Source organism: Dorea sp. Marseille-P4042 (genome assembly GCF_900290215.1).
GTDB classification, from domain to species: domain Bacteria; phylum Bacillota; class Clostridia; order Lachnospirales; family Lachnospiraceae; genus Dorea; species Dorea formicigenerans.
In genome coordinates this window covers 346,632-369,232 of record NZ_OLMI01000002.1, presented here as the reverse complement: position 1 = coordinate 369,232, position 22,601 = coordinate 346,632, and the positions used below count along the sequence as shown (strand labels likewise).

19 protein-coding genes and 1 pseudogene are annotated in these 22,601 nt (G+C 41.8%); 19 read left to right on the top strand and 1 reads right to left on the bottom strand.

Translation table 11 applies throughout. The annotated features are described in order from the left end of the window. Positions 1-84: 84 nt before the first annotated feature. Both C7E02_RS07155 and C7E02_RS07150 read left to right on the top strand, forming a co-directional pair. Entirely contained in the window at positions 85-492 is a 408-nt protein-coding gene (locus tag C7E02_RS07155) for a DUF6075 family protein (protein WP_105309184.1), read from the top strand. A 25-nt stretch (positions 493-517) separates the two neighbouring features. Further along, entirely contained in the window at positions 518-2,377 is a 1,860-nt protein-coding gene (locus C7E02_RS07150; RefSeq protein ID WP_105309183.1) for a lysozyme family protein, read from the top strand. Positions 2,378-2,481: 104 nt separating this feature from the next. On the opposite strand, the gene C7E02_RS07145 is transcribed toward C7E02_RS07150, so the two are convergent. Beyond that, positions 2,482-2,838, bottom strand: coding sequence for a helix-turn-helix domain-containing protein (locus tag C7E02_RS07145; protein ID WP_105309182.1), 357 nt, complete (start codon positions 2,836-2,838; stop codon positions 2,482-2,484). A 164-nt stretch (positions 2,839-3,002) separates the two neighbouring features. Between C7E02_RS07145 and C7E02_RS07140 the strand changes: the two are divergent. The 17 genes and pseudogenes from C7E02_RS07140 to C7E02_RS07050 all read left to right on the top strand — a co-directional run bounded on the left by C7E02_RS07140 (position 3,003) and on the right by C7E02_RS07050 (position 22,544). Further along, positions 3,003-3,189, top strand: a pseudogene (locus C7E02_RS07140) (helix-turn-helix domain-containing protein). After that, positions 3,186-3,848 carry a response regulator transcription factor gene (locus C7E02_RS07135; RefSeq protein ID WP_005337964.1) on the top strand — a complete coding sequence of 221 codons (663 nt, stop codon included), beginning with the start codon at positions 3,186-3,188 and terminating at the stop codon, positions 3,846-3,848. Before C7E02_RS07140 ends, C7E02_RS07135 begins: the two are co-directional and overlap by 4 nt. 81 nt (positions 3,849-3,929) lie before the next feature. Next, on the top strand, positions 3,930-4,844 hold the full coding sequence (locus C7E02_RS07130; protein ID WP_105309181.1) for an ATP-binding cassette domain-containing protein: 915 nt from the start codon (positions 3,930-3,932) through the stop codon (positions 4,842-4,844). Further along, a complete protein-coding gene (locus C7E02_RS07125; protein ID WP_105309180.1) occupies positions 4,837-5,625 on the top strand; it encodes an ABC transporter permease subunit in 789 nt (262 codons plus the stop codon). The genes C7E02_RS07130 and C7E02_RS07125 overlap by 8 nt, the downstream gene beginning before the upstream one ends. A 13-nt stretch (positions 5,626-5,638) precedes the next feature. After that, the gene (locus C7E02_RS07120) at positions 5,639-6,529 is read left to right on the top strand and encodes a sensor histidine kinase (RefSeq protein WP_105309179.1); all 891 of its coding nucleotides are present in this window, start codon (positions 5,639-5,641) and stop codon (positions 6,527-6,529) included. A gap of 428 nt (positions 6,530-6,957) precedes the next feature. Next, on the top strand, positions 6,958-7,428 hold the full coding sequence (locus tag C7E02_RS07110; RefSeq protein ID WP_064786979.1) for an RNA polymerase sigma factor: 471 nt from the start codon (positions 6,958-6,960) through the stop codon (positions 7,426-7,428). 593 nt (positions 7,429-8,021) lie between these two features. After that, positions 8,022-8,543, top strand: a complete 522-nt coding sequence (locus C7E02_RS07105; protein ID WP_105309177.1) for a type II toxin-antitoxin system PemK/MazF family toxin — start codon at positions 8,022-8,024, stop codon at positions 8,541-8,543. A gap of 150 nt (positions 8,544-8,693) precedes the next feature. Then, positions 8,694-8,921: a helix-turn-helix domain-containing protein gene (locus C7E02_RS07100; protein WP_005337954.1), complete on the top strand. Its 228-nt coding sequence runs from the start codon at positions 8,694-8,696 to the stop codon at positions 8,919-8,921. Continuing rightward, positions 8,918-10,135, top strand: coding sequence for a site-specific integrase (locus C7E02_RS07095; protein ID WP_105309176.1), 1,218 nt, complete (start codon positions 8,918-8,920; stop codon positions 10,133-10,135). Before C7E02_RS07100 ends, C7E02_RS07095 begins: the two co-directional genes overlap by 4 nt. Positions 10,136-10,137: 2 nt before the next feature. Then, a complete protein-coding gene (locus C7E02_RS07090) occupies positions 10,138-11,385 on the top strand; it encodes a tyrosine-type recombinase/integrase (protein WP_105309175.1) in 1,248 nt (415 codons plus the stop codon). 355 nt (positions 11,386-11,740) lie between these two features. Then, entirely contained in the window at positions 11,741-13,720 is a 1,980-nt protein-coding gene (uvrB, locus tag C7E02_RS07080; protein WP_105309173.1) for an excinuclease ABC subunit UvrB, read from the top strand. Positions 13,721-13,967: 247 nt separating this feature from the next. Continuing rightward, positions 13,968-16,811 carry an excinuclease ABC subunit UvrA gene (uvrA, locus tag C7E02_RS07075; protein WP_105309172.1) on the top strand — a complete coding sequence of 948 codons (2,844 nt, stop codon included), beginning with the start codon at positions 13,968-13,970 and terminating at the stop codon, positions 16,809-16,811. 101 nt (positions 16,812-16,912) lie between these two features. Further along, positions 16,913-17,911, top strand: a complete 999-nt coding sequence (locus C7E02_RS07070) for a rod shape-determining protein (protein WP_005337949.1) — start codon at positions 16,913-16,915, stop codon at positions 17,909-17,911. A gap of 30 nt (positions 17,912-17,941) precedes the next feature. Next, a complete protein-coding gene (gene recD2 / locus C7E02_RS07065; protein WP_029732383.1) occupies positions 17,942-20,173 on the top strand; it encodes an SF1B family DNA helicase RecD2 in 2,232 nt (743 codons plus the stop codon). A gap of 95 nt (positions 20,174-20,268) precedes the next feature. After that, on the top strand, positions 20,269-20,973 hold the full coding sequence (locus tag C7E02_RS07060; RefSeq protein WP_330371135.1) for a ComF family protein: 705 nt from the start codon (positions 20,269-20,271) through the stop codon (positions 20,971-20,973). A 57-nt stretch (positions 20,974-21,030) separates the two neighbouring features. Further along, on the top strand, positions 21,031-21,426 hold the full coding sequence (locus tag C7E02_RS07055; RefSeq protein ID WP_029732381.1) for a hypothetical protein: 396 nt from the start codon (positions 21,031-21,033) through the stop codon (positions 21,424-21,426). After that, complete coding sequence (locus tag C7E02_RS07050) at positions 21,426-22,544, top strand: hypothetical protein (RefSeq protein WP_105309171.1); 1,119 nt, start codon at positions 21,426-21,428, stop codon at positions 22,542-22,544. The genes C7E02_RS07055 and C7E02_RS07050 overlap by 1 nt, the downstream gene beginning before the upstream one ends. Positions 22,545-22,601: the final 57 nt, after the last annotated feature.

Genomic DNA, 22,601 nt, shown 5'->3' with positions numbered 1-22,601 from the left:
AAAATATTTTGAATAATGAAAAGCAACGCACTGGAAATCGTCACAATTTGTGGCGTTTTTTTAGTGCCGGAAAAGGAGGCAACTATGTCAGAAATCAGATTTTCATCAAAGGAACACGAAAAGTTTTTTTATCAGATGTTAGCAAAATGCGGAAAGCACGACAGTTATTACAGTTCATTTTTCTATTGTGTGGGAATTTCTGAAGATACCAGAAATCATGTTGACCGCATGTTTGATTTTAAGAAGCGTTTGATTAAACCGGAAGCACTGCATGAAGGGTGGCAGACAGGCGGTTCGGCACGATTGACGAGACTGGCATTTAACTTGTGGAATGGATATGTGGAGAAAGGAGAAGAAAGTCTGTCTACCCCATACGAGATGTTTGATTGTGGTCATGCACCATATTTTTATGAAGCAATCCGCATAAAGTATCCAGAATACTGCCGGGAACTGCCACAGGTGAATAAAAAAGAAACTAATCATGAACGCTAGATAAAGATTCAAATGGAGGAAAGCGATGGATCGTAAGATAAAAACACGCCAAGTCCATAAGGATATTAAAGTATTAGATAAGACGGTTACGGTGACAGACCATGTCAAACATTCCTATGTCAGAACAAAAGAAACTGTCATGCAATCGACGGAGAAATCCAGTGATAGAGAGAATAATCCGGTAGGTTATGCAGAAGATGCGGCCAGCGAGTATGCTGACCGCATCTTTCACGAAACAGGGCATCAGGTACGTAGACAGGCAGGAAAGATTATTGAACGGAAGAAAGAGAAAGTTTCTGTTTCTTTGGCAGGCGAAGAAACAGTTTACCAGCCGAAAGAACAAATCCGACCAGTACCGTCTTCAGGCGGGGAAAAGGCACAGGAGCAGGGAAAAAAACTTGCTGTAAAAAAAATCAAGACTGTTGAGCGGGATAAAAGAACCATTAAGACCGGGAAAGCATCGGAGCAGGTTGTAAAGAATACCGGAAAGGGTACCATCAAGACATCTGGAAAATCAGNGGAGCAGGGAAAAAAACTGGCTGTAAAAAAAATCAAGACTGTTGAGCGGGATAAAAGAACCATTAAGACCGGGAAAGCATCGGAGCAGGTTGTAAAGAATACCGGAAAGGGTACCATCAAGACATCTGGAAAATCAGTCAAGACTGCAGAACAGACGGCAAAGACCAGCATTAAGACATCGGAGCAGACTGCAAATGCTTCTGTCCGGGCAATGCATTATTCTATGAAAAAAGCAGAAAAAGCAGTGCAGACAGCAAGGCAGACTGCACAGAATACCAGGATTGCAGTGAAAAAGACAGCAAAAGCGGTAACACATGCAATAAAAGCGTTGATTGAAGCTACAAAAGCATTACTGAGTGCATTGACTGCAGGTGGTTGGATTGCGGTTATGATTTTGATTATCGTCATTTTATTTGGTGGTTTTCTATGCATGACAGGTGGGGATAATTCCAGTACGGTTTCTTCCGTCAGTGCAGAAGTAGGAGCATACGAACCACTAATCCGACAGTATGCAAATCAATATGGCATTGGAGAGTATGTGGAACTAATCAAAGCCATTATGATGCAGGAATCAGGCGGGAGAGGACTTGACCCGATGCAGTGTTCAGAAGGGAGCTTTAATACAAAATATCCCAGACAGCCAAATGGAATCACAGATCCAGAGTATTCGATTTCTTGTGGTGTGCAGGAAATAAAAAGCTGTCTGGAACGTGCAGGGGTAAAAAATCCTCTGGATATGGAAAATATTAAACTGGCATTGCAAAGTTACAACTATGGAAATGGATATCTGGAATGGGCGAAAGCCAGAGGTGGATATACCCTTGCAAATGCAGCAGAATTTTCTGATATGATGGCACAGAGAATGGGGTGGAGCAGTTATGGGGACAAACAGTATGTACTACATGTGCTTCAGTATTATGCATTTGGAAGAATCCCGACGGGAATTGGCAATCAGGCAATCGTTCAGGTGGCAGCATCGCAGGAAGGAAAAGGCGGAACAACCTACTGGAGCTGGTATGGCTTTAGAAGTCGGGTAGAGTGGTGTGGCTGCTTTGTGTCCTGGTGTGCAGACCAGAGCGGTTGCATTCAGAGTGGGGTCATTCCGAAATTTTCTCTTTGTTCGGACGGTGTGAAATGGTTTGAAAGTAAAGGAAGGTTCCGGGATGCCAGTTATACTCCGGCGGCAGGAGATATTATTTTCTTTGACTGGGGAAATAATGGAACGATTGACCATGTTGGAATTGTAGAGAGCGTCAGTGGTGGAACTGTAAATACCATTGAAGGCAATAGTGGGGATAAAGTGGCGAGACGAAGTTACAGTATCGGAAGTAGTAATATTTATGGATATGGTGTTCCGGCATATTAGAGAAAAATGTTGTTTGGAATAATAGCGGAGATATTTATAAAAGTAAATCTCTTTTTTAAAATGAAAAGAACCAGTGAGAGAATCATTAAACTTCACTTACTGGTTCAATTCGTTTCAAATTTCTCGGACAACTCTGTCAGTTCTTTCACCGTTTCCTGGGTGTGATGCAGCAGGGTGTCACGCATTTCTGGCGGACAGCTGGAATAAAGCATTTTCATCTGATTGACACCCTCATCCTCCAGAGAAACATCTGGATTTATAAGTGTATCTAAAGAGATATGCAGGACCTTGGCCAATGCTCTCAAAATCAAATAAGAAGGATTCATTTTCCCCTTTTCGATATTGGCGATTTGCTTTACAGAAACATGGCTCAGATCAGAAAGCTCCTGCTGCGTCAGATCTTTATTCTTTCGGGCTTCCCGCATTTTTTGCCCTAAAGCAGTTAAATCATCAATCGGCATAATCGTTCACCTCAATAATATTGTATCGTTCCGGTTTGCGCAAAGGAATAACCTTATTATGCCTGATGAACGGTATGATTATGCTGATTTTATAAATCTGCGATTGGTGATAAACTTGTATTGTTCGAGACAAAGAACTATAATGTACTCTGTGGAGGTGCAGAATGGATTATATGACACTAAAAGAGGCCACCGAAAAATGGGGTGTGACACCTCGTAGGGTAAACTACTATTGTGCCGGTGAGCGTATACACGGTGCTGTGAAGATGGCTGGTGTTTGGCTGATACCCAAGGGGGGCGGAGAAGCCGCTTGATGGCCGGACAAAACAAGGGAGAGAACATAGAAAATGAAAACAATAGCAGTTATAGAGGACGATCAGCATATTGGAAATATCATAGAGAATGCTTTGAAAAAAGAAGGTTATGGGGTTCTTCGGGCTTATTCTGGGACAGAAGCCTTGTATCTTTTATCCCACAATACTCCAGATTTAATTCTTTTGGATTTAATGCTCCCTGGTTTAGCAGGAGAAGAAATATTATCGAAAATGGATGGTATTCCAGTTATTGTTGTCAGTGCTAAAGTTGGTATTGATGATAAAGTAAACCTACTATTAAGTGGTGCGGTGGATTATATAACTAAGCCTTTTGAAATAAGAGAATTACTGGCTCGTATTTCTGTACAATTTCGCAAAGAAGAAAAGCAAAGTCTTATCTCAATCCTAAAGGTTGACAATCTTGTGTTAGATTTGACTTCACATGAGGTTACTGTAAACGATACTCAAGTACATTTGACAAAAACAGAATATGCTATTTTTAAGCTATTGATGCAAAATCCTAATCAGGTAATTTCAAAGAGTGTAATACTTGAAAGGATTTTTGAAGATACTCCAGATTGTACTGAGAGATCTCTTAAACAACATATTTCTAATCTTCGCAAAAAATTGCGTGATGCAGGCGATAAAGAATACATAGAGGCAGTATGGGGTATTGGATTCAAAATTACATTTTGACCATTTCTTGACGGTTTTCTTGACCGCTATCTTGACCATACAATAGTACAATGAAGTTAGAAAGGATAAGGAGGTAAAGAGATGGGTTATTGTTTAGAAACCATTTCGCTTTGTAAAAAATATGGAGATTTTCAAGCGTTGAATGGACTTTCAATGCACATTCCAAAAGGTGCAATTTATGGACTTGTAGGTAAAAATGGTGCAGGTAAAACTACGCTTATTCGTTTAATTACTGGCATTCAGAATCCTACTTCCGGCGAATACAGTTTATACAATATAAAAAACACTGATATGGCAATCAATAAAACTCGTCGCCGTATGGGAGCTGTAGTTGAAACTCCAGCGGTTTATTTAGATATGACGGCAGAAGAAAACTTGATAATGCAATATCAAATTTTGGGGATACCGAATTATAACGGGATTACAGAATTACTAACATTAGTTAGCTTGGCCGATTGTGGAAAGAAAAAAGTTAAAGATTTTTCATTAGGTATGAAGCAAAGATTAGGAATTGCTGTTGCTTTATGTGGCTCTCCTGATTTTTTGATTTTAGATGAACCTATAAATGGTTTAGATCCACAGGGAATTGTTGAAATTCGAGAACTCATTCTAAAACTCAACCGTGACTATCAAATCACTATTCTTATTTCCAGTCACATTTTGGGAGAGCTATCCAAACTGGCTACTCACTATGGATTTGTCGATGGAGGAAAAATTGTAAAGGAAATAGATGCCACAGAGCTGGAATTAAATTGCCGTAAATGTACCCATCTCTCTGTGACTGACACAAAAGCATTGTGTCGGGTACTGGATGGTTTGAATATTGAATACTCTCTGACATCGGATACAGAGGCAGATATATTTGGGAAAATCAATATTACACAACTGACCTTGGCACTAGCAAAAGAAAATTGTGAAATCATGCTCATACAAAAGCAGGATGAAAGTTTGGAAAATTATTATATGAACGTGATTGGAGGTTATACAAATGCGTAACCTTATATTTGCAAACTTCACTCGGCTGAAAAAAAGCAAGCTTTTTCGGGCTGGCATAATTGTATCATCTTTATATACTGTGTTCCTTTTAATAATGAATTATCTGGAAATGACAGCTTCGGTCGAAATTACAACCGTATCATTAAACTGGTTTTTCTTCTCGGCAATATCAGTTGCTGCTATCTTTTGTCCCATATACAGTGGTTTCTTTATCGGGACAGAGTATAGTGATGAAACTATTCGTAATAAGTTAATTGCCGGTCATAAAAGAAGTAATATTTATTTCGCAAATGGAATTACAATTTTTTGTGCAGAAGGTTTGCTGTTTCTTGTGAATGCAGCGCTCATTATTGTTTTGGGAATCCCACTGTTCGGATTGAATATTGAATACCCGTCATATTTTATCATTTATCTGCTTGCTGGTATTCTCATACTTGCCGCATTTGCGAGCCTGTTTACAATGGTTTCAACACTAATCAGTAATAAGACTTCTTCGGTAGCCACTTGCCTGATTATCTATGTGATTTTATTTATAATAACTAATTATTTGAGAATTGCAGTCTTTAGCTATTACGGAGACGTGACATTAGACATCATATCTAATAAGATAACAAGAATTATATTGGAGTTTCTATATGATTTTCTCCCTACGGGTCAAAGCCTGCAAATTTCGAGTGGTATCATACTTCGCCCATTTAATGTCATTCTGTATTCTTCATTGAATATTATTTTGACCACAGTATGGGGGTTATTTGTTTTCAAAAAGAAAGATATAAAATAGTGGAGGTTTAAACATGGCTATTCCTTGGTTTCTATGCGGTTTTCTTTTATGTATCAGTGTACTTCTTGTTTTGAAATTATATTTAATAAAAAAGGATTTGAACAACCTGTCCATAGAATTTAGGAATAATCTGGAGAGCGACACAAATAATTTGCTTACTGTTTCTACATGCGATCGTAATGTTCGGAAACTAGTTGCAGAAATTAACATAGGAATTGAACGGCTGCGGTATCACAGGCATAGATATATGAACGGTGATAGAGAACTCAAAGAGGCGATTACAAATATATCTCACGATCTTAGGACACCACTAACGGGAATATGCGGATATTTGGAGTTATTGAAAGATGAGAATGACTTAACGGCCATCAAATCCTATATCTCCTTAATTCAAAATAGAGTAAGCTGTCTAAAGCAGTTGTCTGAAGAACTCTTTTGCTATTCCGTGGTTACATCATCATGGGTGACCACACAGGAAAATGTAATTCTAAACAAGGCGTTAGAGGAAAACCTACTTGCTTTTTACGGAACTTTTAAGAAACGAAAAATCGAACCAGTTATTGAAATTCCCGATACTTTTATTCCGTGTTATATTGATCTGCCTGCCTTTAATAGAATTGTCAGTAATATTTTGAGCAATGTCTTAAAGTATAGCGAGGGAGATTTGTATGTAAAACTCTATGCCAACGGTCTAATTACTTTTACAAATTCTGCCCGTAGTTTGACGCCTGTAATGGTGGAACGATTGTTTGACCGATTTTATACGGTAGAAACTGGGCAGAAAAATTCCACAGGGTTAGGGCTTTCTATTGCAAAAACTCTTGTAGATCAAATGGGTGGTGAAATACAAGCTACTTATCAAGACAAAAAACTAACTATAGCTCTTAAATTAAATATTGTATAACCTGCCGCGCGACGGCAAAAGAAAAAAAGCCGTCGTAGAGCAGACAATTTGACACGCTCATTTAAAACGGCGGCTTTGATTTTCAGAGCCGCCGTTTCTTTGCGTTTACACAAACCTATGACGACTTGCAGGGACACGGTAGCCGATTGGAGGTTATTTTGTCGTGTCTCGTTTGCTTTTTCAAAGCTCACATGATCTACATCAGTTAAAAAAAGCATTACTCCTCCTCTGGGCAAGTATACCATTGCATCGGCACTATCGTTCCATGTAATTCAGTATAATAGTGGCTGTTCTTGGCGCGCCAGTTTTCCATCGCGGAAATCTGGCGTTTTTTGTTTCCAATTTTTAGAAAATACTCGGACAATATGTCGATGTCGTGCCCCGCCTACTGATCTGAATTCAAAAAAATTCAGATTGGAGGAAAGGACATGGAAGGCAGACAGCCCAAAAGAAGAAAAGATAAATACAACCCATATGAAATCTATGAGAAGGACGGAAAATATTATGTTTCATTTCGCAATGGTGAAAAAGAGTACAAGGATTTGGAAATAGGAAAGAATGTATATGAGGCTTTTAATACGTTTGAATTGCAGGACGTGTCGCATATGAATGTTGTGGACAGGCATTTGGAACAGTCAGAAATCTGGGATTCCAGTTTATATGAACGGGTATTTCAGAAAGAGGAAGGTGTAGAGGATACTGTTCTGAATAAACTGGAAGCGGAACGTTTACATAGTGCAATTCAGCAGTTGTCGGAAATTCAGAGAAGACGATTGATGAAGTATTATTTTGAAGATAAGAATTATGAGCAGATTGCACAGGAAGAAGGCTGCTCTTTTCAGATGGTAGCAAAGTCTGTAAAAGCAGCAATCAGAAATTTGAAAAAGATTTTGAGATAGTGGGTTGAAAAATAGCGTTTAAGTGAGGAAACAGGTGGAAAGAGAAATATTTTGATCCACCTGTTTCTTCTTTTGTCACGAAAAGACTGGGGAGCGGGAAGAACCTTGACAAATTCATATACATTCATCAGGCACATTCCTGTTGTTATCGTGATGAGCGTAAGCCACATTAACAAATACGCCATAACACAGGCTGGGTAAAGACAGCGAAATCCCACCCGTATACTTCCTTTTGGTTTCAGTTTGTATTACCCGGACTGTTGAGCGAAAAATATCTGGTTATAACTGTCAGATTGCTTCTGGCAGGGCGATGACAGACAACAGGCATAATGATACTCCTGTCCGGTCATAAAGTCGTGTATACAAAATATTTCTTTGATGCCGCAACAAGTGAGGGCAGCTTCAGGAGATCCCTGGAGAGGAAAACTCCCAATCCCATATATTTATTTTAGATAAAATCCTGTGGAGCTGATTAGCAGTCAGCCGTCTGATGATTTCCAAATTACAAGTCGGGGCGTCGGGGACAAATAGGCTTGTATTTTACATATTTAGGGATAACAACAGTTAGAAAGACGAGAGGAGATATAGCAAAGATGGAAGATAGGAACGTCAAGCGTGGGGATATTTATCACGCCGACCTTGATCCTGTATTTGGAAGTGAGCAGGGCGGTTATCGTCCGGTGCTGGTGATTCAGAATAATATAGGAAATCAATACAGTCCGACAGTGATCGTGGCAGCAATTACAAGTAAAGAAAAAATGAAACTGCCGACACACATTGCAGTCCCGGAAATGGAAGGTTTGGAAAAGGATTCTGTAGTGCTGTTGGAGCAGCTTAGAACTTTAGATAAAAGACGGTTGGAAAATTATGTGTGTACCTTAGATCGTACTGAAATGGAGAAAATCAATAAAGCAATCCGAAGAAGTACCGGGATACCGAAGATAATTGAAAAACCGTTAGTCGTGAGCTTGTGCAGAGTATGTGCAGGCAATTTTTATGAGGTGCCGGGACGTTATATCCGGCGGGTGAATCCGGAGCAGCGATATAAGGAATTATGTATGTTCTGCAATGTCCGGAATGGGTACGACTATTATATAGGAAGAAAGAACAAGTAACACGTAAAAGTCAAGTGTGCGATTTGAAAATTCGCACATTGGACGATGTAGACGAAAATGGATATCTTAGTGGTGTACCGTTTTTAGATGTTACACAGCTAAAAACTACCGGTAGTAAAGCGCAAAGATTAGGACGAGGAGGATAACGTCATGGCAATGATAGAGAATGAAATGGAAAAGAAAGTATATAAAGTAGAAGATGTTCAAAATTTGCTTGGGCTGGGACGCTCCAAGGCATATGAATTTATAGAAAATGTTTATTATGACAGAAAACCATTCCGGGTGTTGAAGATTGGCAGATCTTATCGTATCCCATGCAATTCTTTTGATAAGTGGCTGAATGGAGACGAGGAGAGAGAAAGAGTGAGAGCAGAATGAAACAGAAAGAAACGCAGCAAGAGACAATGTCAAAGGAAAAGAGAGTTGTCTTTTTTGAAGGAAAATCATGGTATCACAGAACCAAAGAGCTGCAGGACGATCTGACGACAAAATATGGGAAAAAAGGTGGCTTTGAAACGTCGGAAGAAGCAGAGAAAAGTTACTGGGAATATGAAAAAAGATACCAGAAGAAGCAGAGAGATCTCCAGATTGCAAAAATGCAAAAGACAGATGTGATGCTTGGGGATTATCTGGAATACTGGTTTGAAAATATTTTCAGTCCGAGAATTGAGACAACCACGAGAATGGTTGGAGCATATACCTTATATAATCTGATTCTTCCGAGTATGGAAGCGGATATCAAATTAAGGTATGTTTCAGTAGAGTATTTAGATGCTCTACTGGAACGTGTTGCGAAAATCTGTCCTTCAGCGGGAAATAAAGGGCGGGAGCTTTTGAGTATCGCCATGAAAGATGCAGCAGGAGATAAGTTCATAAGCTATAATCCAATGCCTGAGACAAAGCCATATCCGAGAGCAAAACCAAAGGTAAGGGTATTAGGCAAAGAAAAATTGAAGGTTTTTCTTGAAGCTGCGAGCAAGAATCCTTGGTATCTGGAAATTTTACTGGGACTGTTTTGTGGATTACGAAAAGGAGAAATCCTTGGATTGAAGTTTCAGGACTTTGATTTTGAAAAGCAGACGGTCAGAATCAGCAGACAGATTGTCGGAAATCTTAAAGTGAAAGAACAGGAATTTACGATTACGGAATATGCTGTTATCGAACGGAATCCAAAGACGGAGAACAGTTACCGGATATTAAGAGTTCCGAAAGTGGTGATGCGGGAAGTGAAACACAGACAACAGTTGATTGAACTGCGTAAAAATGATCCGGGCATAGAATATAAGGATTTTGATTATGTATGTTGTCAGGAAAATGGCGAACCCCGATCATTGACGGCAATGAATCAGGCACTTACAAAAATCTGTGACAGAAATGGATTGCCAAATATCACCGTACATGGACTCAGACATATGTTTGCGACTATTTTAATCGAGCTTGGAGTTCCTTTGTTTAAAATATCTGGTCTGTTAGGTCATAGTTCCGTTCATACGACTTACGAATATTATTGTGAGATTATGGACGAGCAGGATAAGATTATTGCGTTTGTAAATAATACATTTGTACCACAACGAACTGGAACGGAGGGATAGCCATGCATAAGACCTTTGACTTTAAGCAACATGTTGAATATAAGGTCTATTCGGTGACAACAATCAAAAATGGATATGGGCAACATGCGGGATTCACAACCAAAAGAGAAGCTAATGCATTTCGTGATGAAGTAATCGGACAGCTACATACCGGAACCTATATTGTGTATGGAAAAATCCGGGTAGAGGAGTTTATGATCTTCTGGTTGGAAGATATTATGCGTCCCCGAATAACAGACGACACTTATACAACTTACAAAAGTGCCATTAAGAATTATATTGTTCCACAGCTTGGAAAGATGTATATGTCTACACTAAATCAGGGGTATATCAGAAAATTATATAATGCAGTTGCAGAGAAATATGAATCAGTTGCGAAAAATGTCAGGACGATCATGAAAACATCATTGGAGTATGCATTTAACAAAAATGTACTGGCAACAAATCCAGCGAAGGGAATCAATTTACCGAAAAAAATAAAAAAGACAGAGTATCGTGTCCTGAAAATTGACGAGAAGAAAACATTGACACTTCCGCAGGTGCTTCGGTTGATTGAGGCAAGCAAGGAGACACCGATTCATATGCAAATTCTGTTTGCGGTATTGATGGGGCTCAGAAGAAGTGAAATCAACGGTTTGAAATACAGTGATGTCGATTACATTCACAGGACGTTGAGAGTCGAGCGTCAGTTGGGAAAGAAGCCAAACAGTAAAGCAGAAGACTGTGCACCTAAGATGCTGACAAAGCAGGAAATTAAAACAAAAACACCTGCAGGTGTGCGTGAACTTCCAATACCGGATTATGTATTTGAAGCCATTCTGGAAGAACGGAAAACTTATGAGAAGAACCGCAGACGCAGACCAAAAGAGTTCCGGGACTGGAATTATATTTGTTGTTCTACATATGGGAATCCAAGGAGTAAAGGTTTTCATCAGAAATACTATAAAGACTTGCTGAAATCTTTGGACTTACCTGATATTCATTTTCACCAGTTGAGAAATACCTATGCAACTATTTTGCTGAAGAATAGTTTTAATTCAAAAGGTGTTTCGCATTTATTGGGACATGCCAAGGAAATTATATCCGTAGATGTCTATGGAGATACGCAGGAAATCATAGAAGACTGTCTGGATGTATTGGAACCATTTATTGAAGAAGTTATTCCAAAAGAGCGGAAAGATCAGTATTATGATTATTCAGAAGTGATTGAAATAGACTTAATCCTGGAGGAATATTTCAACGCAGCATGATAAAAAATAGAATAGTAGTAAGAGAGAAAAGTACAAATAAGAATCGAACATTTGTACTTTTTTCTTGCTTTCATCTATATACTTTCAAAAAAATGTTTGATATAATAGGGACTGTTACAGGAACAAACAGTAAAAATATGACAGAACCGGAGCCTAGTATCATCAGGCATTTCCGAGTGCTGTTTTATCCGCAAAAATCAGTTTTCCCACAGGGATACTACGTAATGTGACTTTTATTCGTAACGAGGTGAAAAGGACGTTTATTCACCATAAAATAAGCTTTTTGTTACGAATCTGATTACGAATTTTTGGCTGATAGTGGTCATAGTAAAAGTCACAAATGGAGGGATTTACCATGAATGAGTTCAAATTGAAAGCCCCATACGAGCCAACCGGAGACCAGCCACAGGCGATCGCAGAGCTTGTGAAAGGGTTCAAGGAAGGCAATCAATGCCAGACTTTACTAGGGGTTACGGGTTCTGGAAAGACTTTTACGATGGCAAATGTGATTCAGCAATTACAGAAGCCGACACTTGTCATCGCTCATAATAAGACGTTAGCGGCTCAGTTATACGGAGAGTTCAAGGAGATGTTCCCCGATAACGCAGTGGAATATTTTGTCTCCTACTACGATTACTACCAGCCGGAGGCTTATGTCCCATCTTCAGACACCTACATTGCGAAGGATTCTTCTGTCAATGAAGAGATTGATAAGCTGAGATTATCTGCGACAGCAGCATTGATCGAGCGGAGGGACGTAATTGTAGTTGCCAGCGTTTCCTGCATCTATGGTCTTGGTGAACCGGAAAATTTTGAGCAGATGATGGTATCGCTCCGTCCGGGGATGGAGAAGGACAGAGATGAAGTGTTACGCCAGCTGATAGATATTCAATATGACAGAAATGATATGGATTTCAAGCGGGGAACATTCCGGGTGCGCGGAGATACAATAGAAGTTGTACCGGCAGACCGTGGCGATACGGCTATCCGTGTGGAATTTTTCGGAGATGAGATTGACCGGATTTCGGAGATAGACATGCTTACCGGAGAGATTAAAAATACATTGAATCATATTGCAATATTTCCGGCCTCCCATTACGTTGTACCGAAGGAGCGTATGGAAAAAGCAATTAAAAATATTGAGATTGAACTGGAAGAACAGGTGAAATATTTCAAAGGTGAGGATAAACTTCTGGAAGCCCAGAGAATTGCGGAACGAACGAATTTTGATATAGAAATGATGCGTGAGACCGGATTCTGTTCAGGGATCGAGAACTACTCCAGGCATCTGGCAGGACTTGCTCCAGGGCAGCCACCGAATACATTGATGGATTATTTCCCGGATGATTTTATCATAATGATCGATGAGTCGCACAAGACGGTTCCGCAGATTGGCGGTATGTACCACGGAGATCAGTCCAGAAAGAGAACGCTGGTGGACTATGGATTTCGGCTGCCGTCTGCGCTGGATAACCGTCCACTTAGTTTCGAAGAATTTGAAAGTAAGATTGATCAGGTACTGTTCGTGTCTGCGACACCTGGACAGTATGAGGAAGAGCATGAACTTTTACGTGCACAGCAGGTAATCCGTCCGACAGGACTTCTGGATCCTGAAATCGAGGTGCGCCCGGTTGAGGGACAGATTGATGACTTGATTGGTGAGGTGAAGAAGGAGATTGCAGGAAAACATAAGATTTTGATCACTACATTGACGAAACGAATGGCAGAAGATCTGACCGATTATATGCGGGAACTTGGTATTCGTGTCCGCTATCTGCATTCGGATATTGATACGCTGGAGCGGACAGAGATCGTGCGGGATATGCGTCTCGATGTTTTTGACGTTCTGGTCGGAATCAATCTTCTGCGGGAAGGACTGGATATTCCGGAAATCACGCTTGTGGCGATTCTGGACGCGGATAAAGAGGGATTCCTGCGTTCAGAGACATCTCTTGTGCAGACAATCGGACGTGCAGCACGTAATGCAAAAGGTCATGTTATCATGTATGCAGATAATATGACAGATTCTATGAAGAATGCGATTGAAGAGACGAAGCGTCGCCGCAAGATCCAGATGGCATATAATGAGGAACATGGTATTACGCCAACTACGATTCAGAAGAGTGTCCGTGACCTGATTAGCATTTCTAAGAAGGTTGCTGCCACAGAACTTCAGATGGATAAAGATCCGGAATCTATGAGTGAGAAGGAGCTTTTGAAGTTGATTGCCGATGTGACAAAGCAGATGAAGAAGGCAGCAGCAGAGTTGAATTTCGAAGCAGCAGCAGAGCTGCGTGATAAGTTGATCGAGCTGAAGAAGATGCTTAAAGAGTAGTAAAGGTCATTCCACCATTGTGTAAGCATAGGAAGTTTCGAATCTTTTAAACCGATTATCAATAAATGAACAGATATAGCCTACGGCAGGGCGCACATTGTCCGGTGGACAATGGTTTTGCGCCGACCGAAACGGAGTGTAGACTTGCAGAGGTGCGCAGTAGAAGTATGTCATGCAATTACATGACGCGCACCTCGCAGCAAGAATGCCGAGGCATTCTTGAAATAATAAAAGGAAATTAAAAAATATGGCAGCAAAAAATGAAAAAAGACAATTTATTAAAATACGAGGTGCAAATGAGCATAATTTGAAAAATATAGACTTGGATATTCCAAGAAATGAACTGGTAGTTCTTACCGGACTTAGCGGTTCAGGAAAGTCCTCTCTGGCGTTCGATACCATTTATGCGGAAGGACAGAGGAGATATATGGAGTCTCTGTCTTCTTATGCAAGACAGTTCCTGGGGCAGATGGAAAAACCGGATGTGGAGAGTATTGAAGGACTTTCTCCGGCAATTTCCATTGACCAGAAATCCACGAACCGCAATCCAAGATCTACAGTAGGAACAGTGACGGAGATCTATGATTATTTTCGTCTGTTATATGCGAGAATCGGAATTCCACATTGTCCGAAATGTGGCCGTGAGATTAAGAAACAGACGGTAGATCAGATGGTAGATCAGATCATGGAACTGCCGGAGCGCACGAAGATCCAGCTCCTTGCGCCAGTTGTCCGTGGAAGAAAAGGACGCCATGAAAAGCTTCTGGAGAGAGCGAAGAAAAGCGGATATGTACGTGTGCGTGTGGACGGTAATCTGTATGAATTATCCGAAGAGATCGCATTAGATAAGAACATCAAGCATAATATAGAAATCATCGTGGATCGACTTGTTGTGAAGCCGGGAATTGAGAAGCGTCTTACGGATTCGATTGAAAATGTACTGCATCTGGCAGAGGGGCTGATGATTGTTGACATTATTGACGGGGAGCCGATGAATTTCAGCCAGAGCTTTTCCTGCCCGGACTGTGGAATCAGTATCGATGAGATAGAGCCGCGAAGCTTCTCTTTCAACAATCCATTTGGCGCATGCCCGGAGTGTTTCGGACTTGGATATAAGATGGAATTTGATGAGAATCTGATGATCCCGGATAAGAGACTGAGCATCAGCGAAGGAGCGATTACCGTAATGGGATGGCAGTCTTGTACGGATAAGAAGAGTTTTACCTATGCGATTCTTGATGCACTTTGTAAAGCATATGACTTTTCTCTGGACACGCCATTTCAGGACTATCCACAGGAAATCCAAGATGTGATCATCCACGGAACGAATGGCCGTGAGGTGAAAGTTCATTATAAAGGCCAGCGCGGAGAAGGTGTCTATGATGTTGCATTTGAAGGACTAATCCGCAATGTGGAACGAAGATACCGGGAGACTTCATCTGAGACAATGAAGGCAGAATACGAGGAGTTTATGAGAATCACTCCGTGTAGAAAATGTGGCGGCCAGCGACTGAAGGCAGAAGCGCTTGCAGTGACGGTCGGTGGTAAAAATATTGCAGAAGTGACAGAGATGTCCATTGAAAACCTGCAAACATTTATGGGTAGTCTGGAGCTTACGCAGCAGCAGAAGATGATCGGAGGACAAATCTTAAAAGAGATCCAGGCAAGAATCAAGTTTTTGATGGACGTAGGTCTGGATTACCTGACGCTTGCCCGTGCTACCGGAACATTATCCGGAGGAGAAGCGCAGAGAATCCGTCTTGCGACACAGATTGGTTCCGGTCTGGTGGGAGTGGCTTATATTCTGGACGAGCCGAGTATCGGCCTGCACCAGAGGGATAATGACAAACTGCTCGGAACACTGAAGCATCTGCGTGATCTTGGAAATTCTGTCATTGTCGTGGAACATGATGAGGATACGATGCGTGCGGCAGACTATATTGTGGACATTGGACCTGGTGCCGGTGAGCATGGAGGAGAAGTGATTGCATGTGGAACCGCAGAGCAGATCATGAAGAATAAAAAATCCATCACAGGGGCTTACCTTAGTGGAAGAATGCAGATTCCGGTACCGGAGCACCGCGCGGATCCGTCAGGCTGGATTAAGATCAGAGGAGCAAGAGAGAATAACTTAAAAAATGTGGATGTAGAGATCCCGCTTGGTGTGATGACCTGTGTGACAGGTGTGTCTGGATCTGGAAAGAGTTCGCTTGTAAATGAAATCTTGTACAAACGTCTTGCAAGAGATCTGAACAGAGCAAGAGTGATTCCGGGAAAACATAATGCCATTGATGGCCTGGAGCAGCTGGATAAAGTGATTGCCATTGACCAGTCTCCGATTGGAAGAACACCGAGATCAAACCCGGCAACCTATACGGGAGTATTTGATCTCATCCGTGACCTTTTTGCATCTACAGCAGACGCAAAAGCACGTGGGTACAAGAAAGGAAGATTCAGTTTCAATGTGAAAGGCGGACGTTGTGAAGCCTGTGCCGGAGACGGAATCCTGAAAATCGAGATGCATTTTCTGCCGGATGTTTATGTACCTTGCGAGGTTTGCCACGGAAAGAGGTATAACCGGGAGACACTGGAGGTAAAATACAAAGGAAAGAGTATTTATGATGTACTCAATATGACCGTGGAAGAGGCATTGCATTTCTTTGAAAATGTACCAAGTATCCGAAGAAAGATGGAGACACTTTATGATGTGGGACTTTCCTATATCCGTCTCGGTCAGCCTTCCACACAGCTTTCCGGAGGAGAGGCGCAGCGGATCAAGCTGGCGACAGAACTGAGTCGGAGAAGTACGGGAAAGACCATCTATATACTAGATGAACCTACGACAGGATTACATTTTGCAGATGTGCATAAACTGACAGAGATTCTGCATAGATTATCAGCGGACGGCAATACAGTCGTAGTCATTGAGCATAATCTGGATGTGATCAAGACAGCAGATTATATTATTGATATGGGACCGGAAGGCGGTGACAAAGGCGGAACTGTTATTGCAAAGGGAACGCCGGAAGAAGTGGCTGAAAGTCCGGTATCATACACCGGAAAATATATCAAGCCGATGCTTGAAAAATAAGTATCTTCACAAATATTTAAGGAAAAAAGGGTTGCACTTCCTGAGAAAACGAAAGATAATGATATGGATAAAAGGGATAGCAGAAAGAAAGAGGTTATATCATGGCAGTAGATATTGGAATAGATCTGGGAACAGCCAGTATTCTTGTATATGTGAAGGGAAAGGGAGTCATACTCAAAGAACCTTCTGTCGTTGCATTTGACAGAGACAGCAATGAAGTGAAGGCAATCGGCGAGGAGGCACGTCTGATGCTGGGAAGAACGCCAGGCAATATTATCGCAGTGCGTCCTTTGCGTCAGGGAGTTATTTCCGATTATACTGTGACAGAGAAGATGATCAAGTATTTTGTTCAGAAAGCACTGGGAAGAAGAACATTTCAGAAACCACGTATCAGTATCTGTGTGCCAAGCGGTGTGACGGAAGTTGAGAGAAATGCGGTACAGCAGGCGACATTTGCGGCAGGAGCCAGAGATGTCTATCTGATCGAGGAACCTGTGGCGGCAGCAATCGGTGCAGGTATTGATATTTCCAAAGCATGTGGTAATCTGATCGTAGATATCGGGGGAGGTACGACCGATGTGGCCGTGATCTCTCTTGGAGGTACGGTAGTCAGTACCTCACTGAAAGTTGCCGGAGACGATTTTGACGAGGCAATTGTACGTTATATGAAGAAAAAACACAATCTGCTGATCGGAGACCGAACCGCAGAAGACATCAAGATTAAGATTGGAACGACGTATCCTCTGATCGAAAATGAAGCGATGGAGGTCAGTGGACGGAATCTGGTTACAGGACTGCCAAAGACAGTTACGGTGACTTCGGCAGAGACAGAACGGGCACTTCAGGGAACATCCAACCAGATTATTGAAGCAATTATCAGCGTTCTGGAGCGTACGCCGCCGGAACTTTCCGCAGATATTCTGGAACGCGGGATCATGCTGACCGGAGGTGGAGCAAAGCTTCGCGGGCTGGAAGAGATGATCGAGGAGAGAACCGGAATCAATACAATGACTGCAGAGGAGCCTACGCAGGTCGTAGCAATCGGAACCGGAGAATATGTGGAACTTATGAGCGCAAGACGGGAACTGCAAAGAATATGATATACCTGTCGGGCAGATTTGGGACAATAGATGGAAGAGATTAAGGGATATGTAGAGCACATTGTATACCGGAATGAAGACAACGGGTATACAGTATTTAATTTGAATAATGATGACGGAGACCTGACCTGTGTAGGAAAGTTTCACTACATTGAAGAGGGAGAACTGTTGGAGCTGACGGGAGAGTATATTGTACACAAAGTGTATGGAACCCAGTTTCAGGTAGAGACTTCGAAGGTATGTCAGCCGGAAGATAAGGTGTCGATTGAACGTTATCTTGGTTCCGGAGCTATCAAAGGTGTCGGACCGTCGCTGGCAGGACGGATCGTGAAGAAGTTCGGTGGTGATACATTCCGCATTATTGAAGAAGAACCGGAGCGTCTTGCCGAGGTAAAAGGAATCAGCGAGCGGAAAGCCAGAGAGATCGCCATTCAGGTAGAAGAAAAAAAGGATATGAGGGAAGCCATGATCTATCTGCAAAAATATGGCATTTCTACGACACTGGCGGCAAGGATTTATCAGCATTATGGTCAGAGCGTTTATCGCGTAATAGAAGAAAATCCATATCAGATGGCAGATCATGTGCCGGGAGTTGGCTTTAAGACGGCCGATGAGATTGCGTCGAAGGTCGGGATACACACAGATTCCGATTACCGGATTCGAAGTGGTATTTTCTATACATTGATTCAGAGTGTCAGTGAAGGACATGTCTATCTTCTTCAGGAGGTTCTGCTATATCGTGCCAGTCAGCTTCTTGATGTAGAGGTTCAGCACATTGAAAAGTATGTGATGGATCTTGCCATGGAGAAAAAAGTTGTTCTGAAAGAGTCGGATGAAGGGCTTCGTGTTTATTCCTCCCATTATTATTATATGGAACTCACGGTTGCAAAGATGTTGCATGATCTGAATGTAGATTTTGATGTGACACCGTCTGTTTTGGAGCATCGCATCCATATGATAGAAGAACAGGCAGAACTGGCACTGGATGACAGACAAAGAGAAGCTGTAATGGAAGCAGTGCGGCACGGAATTCTGATCGTGACTGGAGGACCGGGAACCGGAAAAACGACGACAATCAATGCAATGATCCATTTCTTTGAGGAAGAAGGAGCAGATATCCTTCTTGCAGCACCGACTGGACGTGCGGCGAAGCGCATGACAGAGGCAACCGGCTGTGAGGCTCAGACCATTCATCGCCTGTTGGAAGTCAGTGGCAATCCGGAAGATGATGATAAGAGAGATAATGTCGGATTTGGAAATGGATTTGGAAGAAATGCAGAGAATCCGCTGGAGTCAGATGTGATTATCATTGATGAAATGTCCATGGTAGATCTGCCGCTTATGAAGGCACTTCTTGACGCGATTATGCCGGGGACCAGACTGATCATGGTCGGAGACGGAAATCAGCTGCCAAGTGTAGGCCCTGGAAGAGTGCTTAAAGACATGATCGCATCGGATTGTTTCCCGGTTGTAAAGCTGGAAAAAATCTTCCGGCAGGCAAAAGAGAGTGATATTATCGTAAATGCACATAAAATTAACCGTGGAGAACCAGTCATATTGGACAATAAAAGTATGGACTTTTTCTTTTTAAAACGGTCTGATCCAAATGTGATCATCAGTGTTGTAATTACGTTGATCCAGAAAAAACTTCCAAAGTTCGTAGATGCCTCACCTTATGACATTCAGGTGCTGACACCGATGCGAAAAGGAAATCTGGGCGTGGAGAGGCTGAATAAAATCCTTCAGCAGTATCTGAATCCGCCATCACCCCAAAAGCAGGAAAAAGAAGTGGGAGACCGCCTGCTGCGTGAAGGTGACAAGGTGATGCAGATTAAGAACAATTACCAGCTAGAGTGGGAAGTCTGCACGAAATACGGAATGACCATTGACAAAGGACTGGGCGTATTTAACGGCGACATGGGAATCATCAAGAACATCAACGCTTACGAGGAGACGGTTACGGTTGAGTATGACGAACAGCGCCAGGTGAAGTATCCGTATGCGATTCTTGATGAGTTGGAGCTTGCTTATGCAATCACGATACATAAAGCTCAGGGAAGTGAGTATCCGGCGGTTGTCATCCCGCTTCTTCAAGGACCAAGACAGCTTTACAACCGGAATCTGATCTATACAGCAGTGACAAGAGCAAGAAAATGTGTCACACTTGTGGGCAGTGATTCAGTATTTCAGGAAATGATCCAGAATACCAGCGAGCAGCGGCGAAATACAAGTCTGGCGGAGCGAATCCTAGAACTTGCATAGTGATCATAGAAAAATATAATAAAAAAAAGAATGTAAAATATAATATAAAGTATGAAAAAAGCAGAGAAAGACAAGGAGAAATATGGTCAGAAAAGGTGTTGGATATTTTCTGGCCTTCGATCTGCCCTTTTTGTGGAAAGGTAAATCGTGGGGGAGTATGCCCTTTGTGCAGAAAAGCTGTGGAAAAATTAGAAATCCATGAACCGCGATGCCTGAAATGTGGGAAACCAATCCGCTGTGAAGAGAGGGAATTTTGCCATGACTGCTATAACACAGAACACATTTATGAAAGAGGGTTGTCGGTGTGGCTTCACAAACCTCCGGTGAACCAGGCAATTTACCAGTTAAAATATCATAATCAGAGATATGTTGCGAAGTATTTTGCACAGGAAATCTGCATAAAATATGCAGAAGAGATCCGAAGATGGAGACCGCAGGCACTTGTCCCGGTGCCTCTGCACAGAAAAAGGCGCAGGAAGCGTGGTTACAACCAGGCGGAGCTTCTGGCAGAAGAGATAGGGAAAATACTTGGGATTCCGGTCGTTGCGAATCTGGTAAAACGGGTTCATTACACTGGTTATCAGAAAAAGCTGGATCCCATCGGGAGAAAAAAGAATCTGGAACATGCATTTGCTCCGGGAGGAGATCCGGACAGACTTCCGACAGATTTTCGACGTGTCATTATTATCGATGATATTTACACAACAGGGAATACCGTGGATCAAGTTGCAAAAGTATTGAAAACTATGGGGTTCCAAAAAGTTTACTTTTTGACTATAAGTATTGGACAAGGGTACTGAGATTTGCTATACTGAAAATGATGTTTCATCGATAAAAAAGGATTTTGAGGTGCATATATGTTAGATGAGCGAAAAGTCAAGCTAATGACTCAGCTTGCTCTGTATGATCAGACGCAGGGAAAAGAGGATTTTAAAATCAGTGAATACTATCGAAAAGATTATGCCGGAGTGCACATTTTATATACGGTTCTGTGGGTGACAATAGGCTATATAGCAGCCTGGGCAATTGCGATGATCGCAGGACTTGATACTCTGATGGAGAAGATGTCAACAGCATTACTGATTACGTTGGGTCTCGCGGCAGTTGTCGGATATGTGGTAGTTCTTGTGTCTTATATTGGAATTGCAAGCCACCTGTATAATAAAAAGCATCAGGAAGCGAGACAGCGGGTAAAGAGATATAATCACATTCTGACGAGACTGTTGAAGATGTATGAAAAGGAGACAAAGTAATGGACAGTTTATATGTAATACGGGAGAGAATGCAGGATTTGTATTCCAGATACTCAATTGTGGCGGATAAAGCAATACAATTTGTTCTGGCGGTCATGACATTTTACATGATCAACAATAATGTAGGATTTATGAAGACACTGGCATCGCCGGTGGTGGCATTGGCACTTGCGATTATTGCAACTTTCTTTCCACCGATCATTACAGTGATTCTGGCAACAGCACTGATCCTTGTACATATGTATTCAGTATCCATCGCAGCACTTGTTGTAACAGCATTGATTTTCCTGATCATGTATATTTTTTATCTTCGTTTTACACCGAAGATGGCAATTGTTGTACTTTTGACACCACTGGCATTTGCACTTAAGATTCCGGTTGTTGTTCCAATCTCATGTGCGCTTTTAATGTCACCGATTTCCATGGTGGCAGTGGGATGTGGAACGGTTGTATATTATATGATGGCTTATATGAAAAAAGCAGCCTCCGGTATGCAGGGCGGTTCTGTGAAAGGTATGATGGGACAGATTGGGAAATATGCAAAACAGGTCTTCCAGAATAAAGAACTGTGGATTGTCCTTGTTGCATTTATTATCTGTACACTGGTTGTTTATACGCTTCGCAAACAGGCAATCGCACATGCATGGACTATTGCAGTTATAACGGGAGCTGTTGTGAATATTGTAGTAGTGGCAATCGGAGATGTTGCTATGGGAGTCCATGCATCTTACGGTTCACTGATTTTTGGAAGTATCGGAGCAGCGGTTATCGGAGTGATTCTGGAATTGTTCTTCTTCTCCGTAGATTATTCAAGAAGTGAGAATCTTCAGTACGAAGATGATGAATACTATTACTATGTAAAAGCAGTTCCGAAGATTGTAGTATCTACACCGGAGAAGACGGTGAAGCGGATCAATGAACGACAGGAAACGGAGATCATGGATACTGCGGAAGTTAGAAAAAAAGCAAAAAAACAGGCACAGGAAAAGGTACGTCAAAGCGAGCAGGGACAAAAAAAGAAAAAACGTCCGGCATCAAAAAGACGTAATGTTATGGACGCTGATGTGGATCAGGAGCTTTTAAGAAGAAGTTTTGAAAATGATCCTGATATGAGATAAAAAAGAATTTTAAATGGGAAGATAAATAATTATAGCAAAAGGGGGTGACCGGGTGAA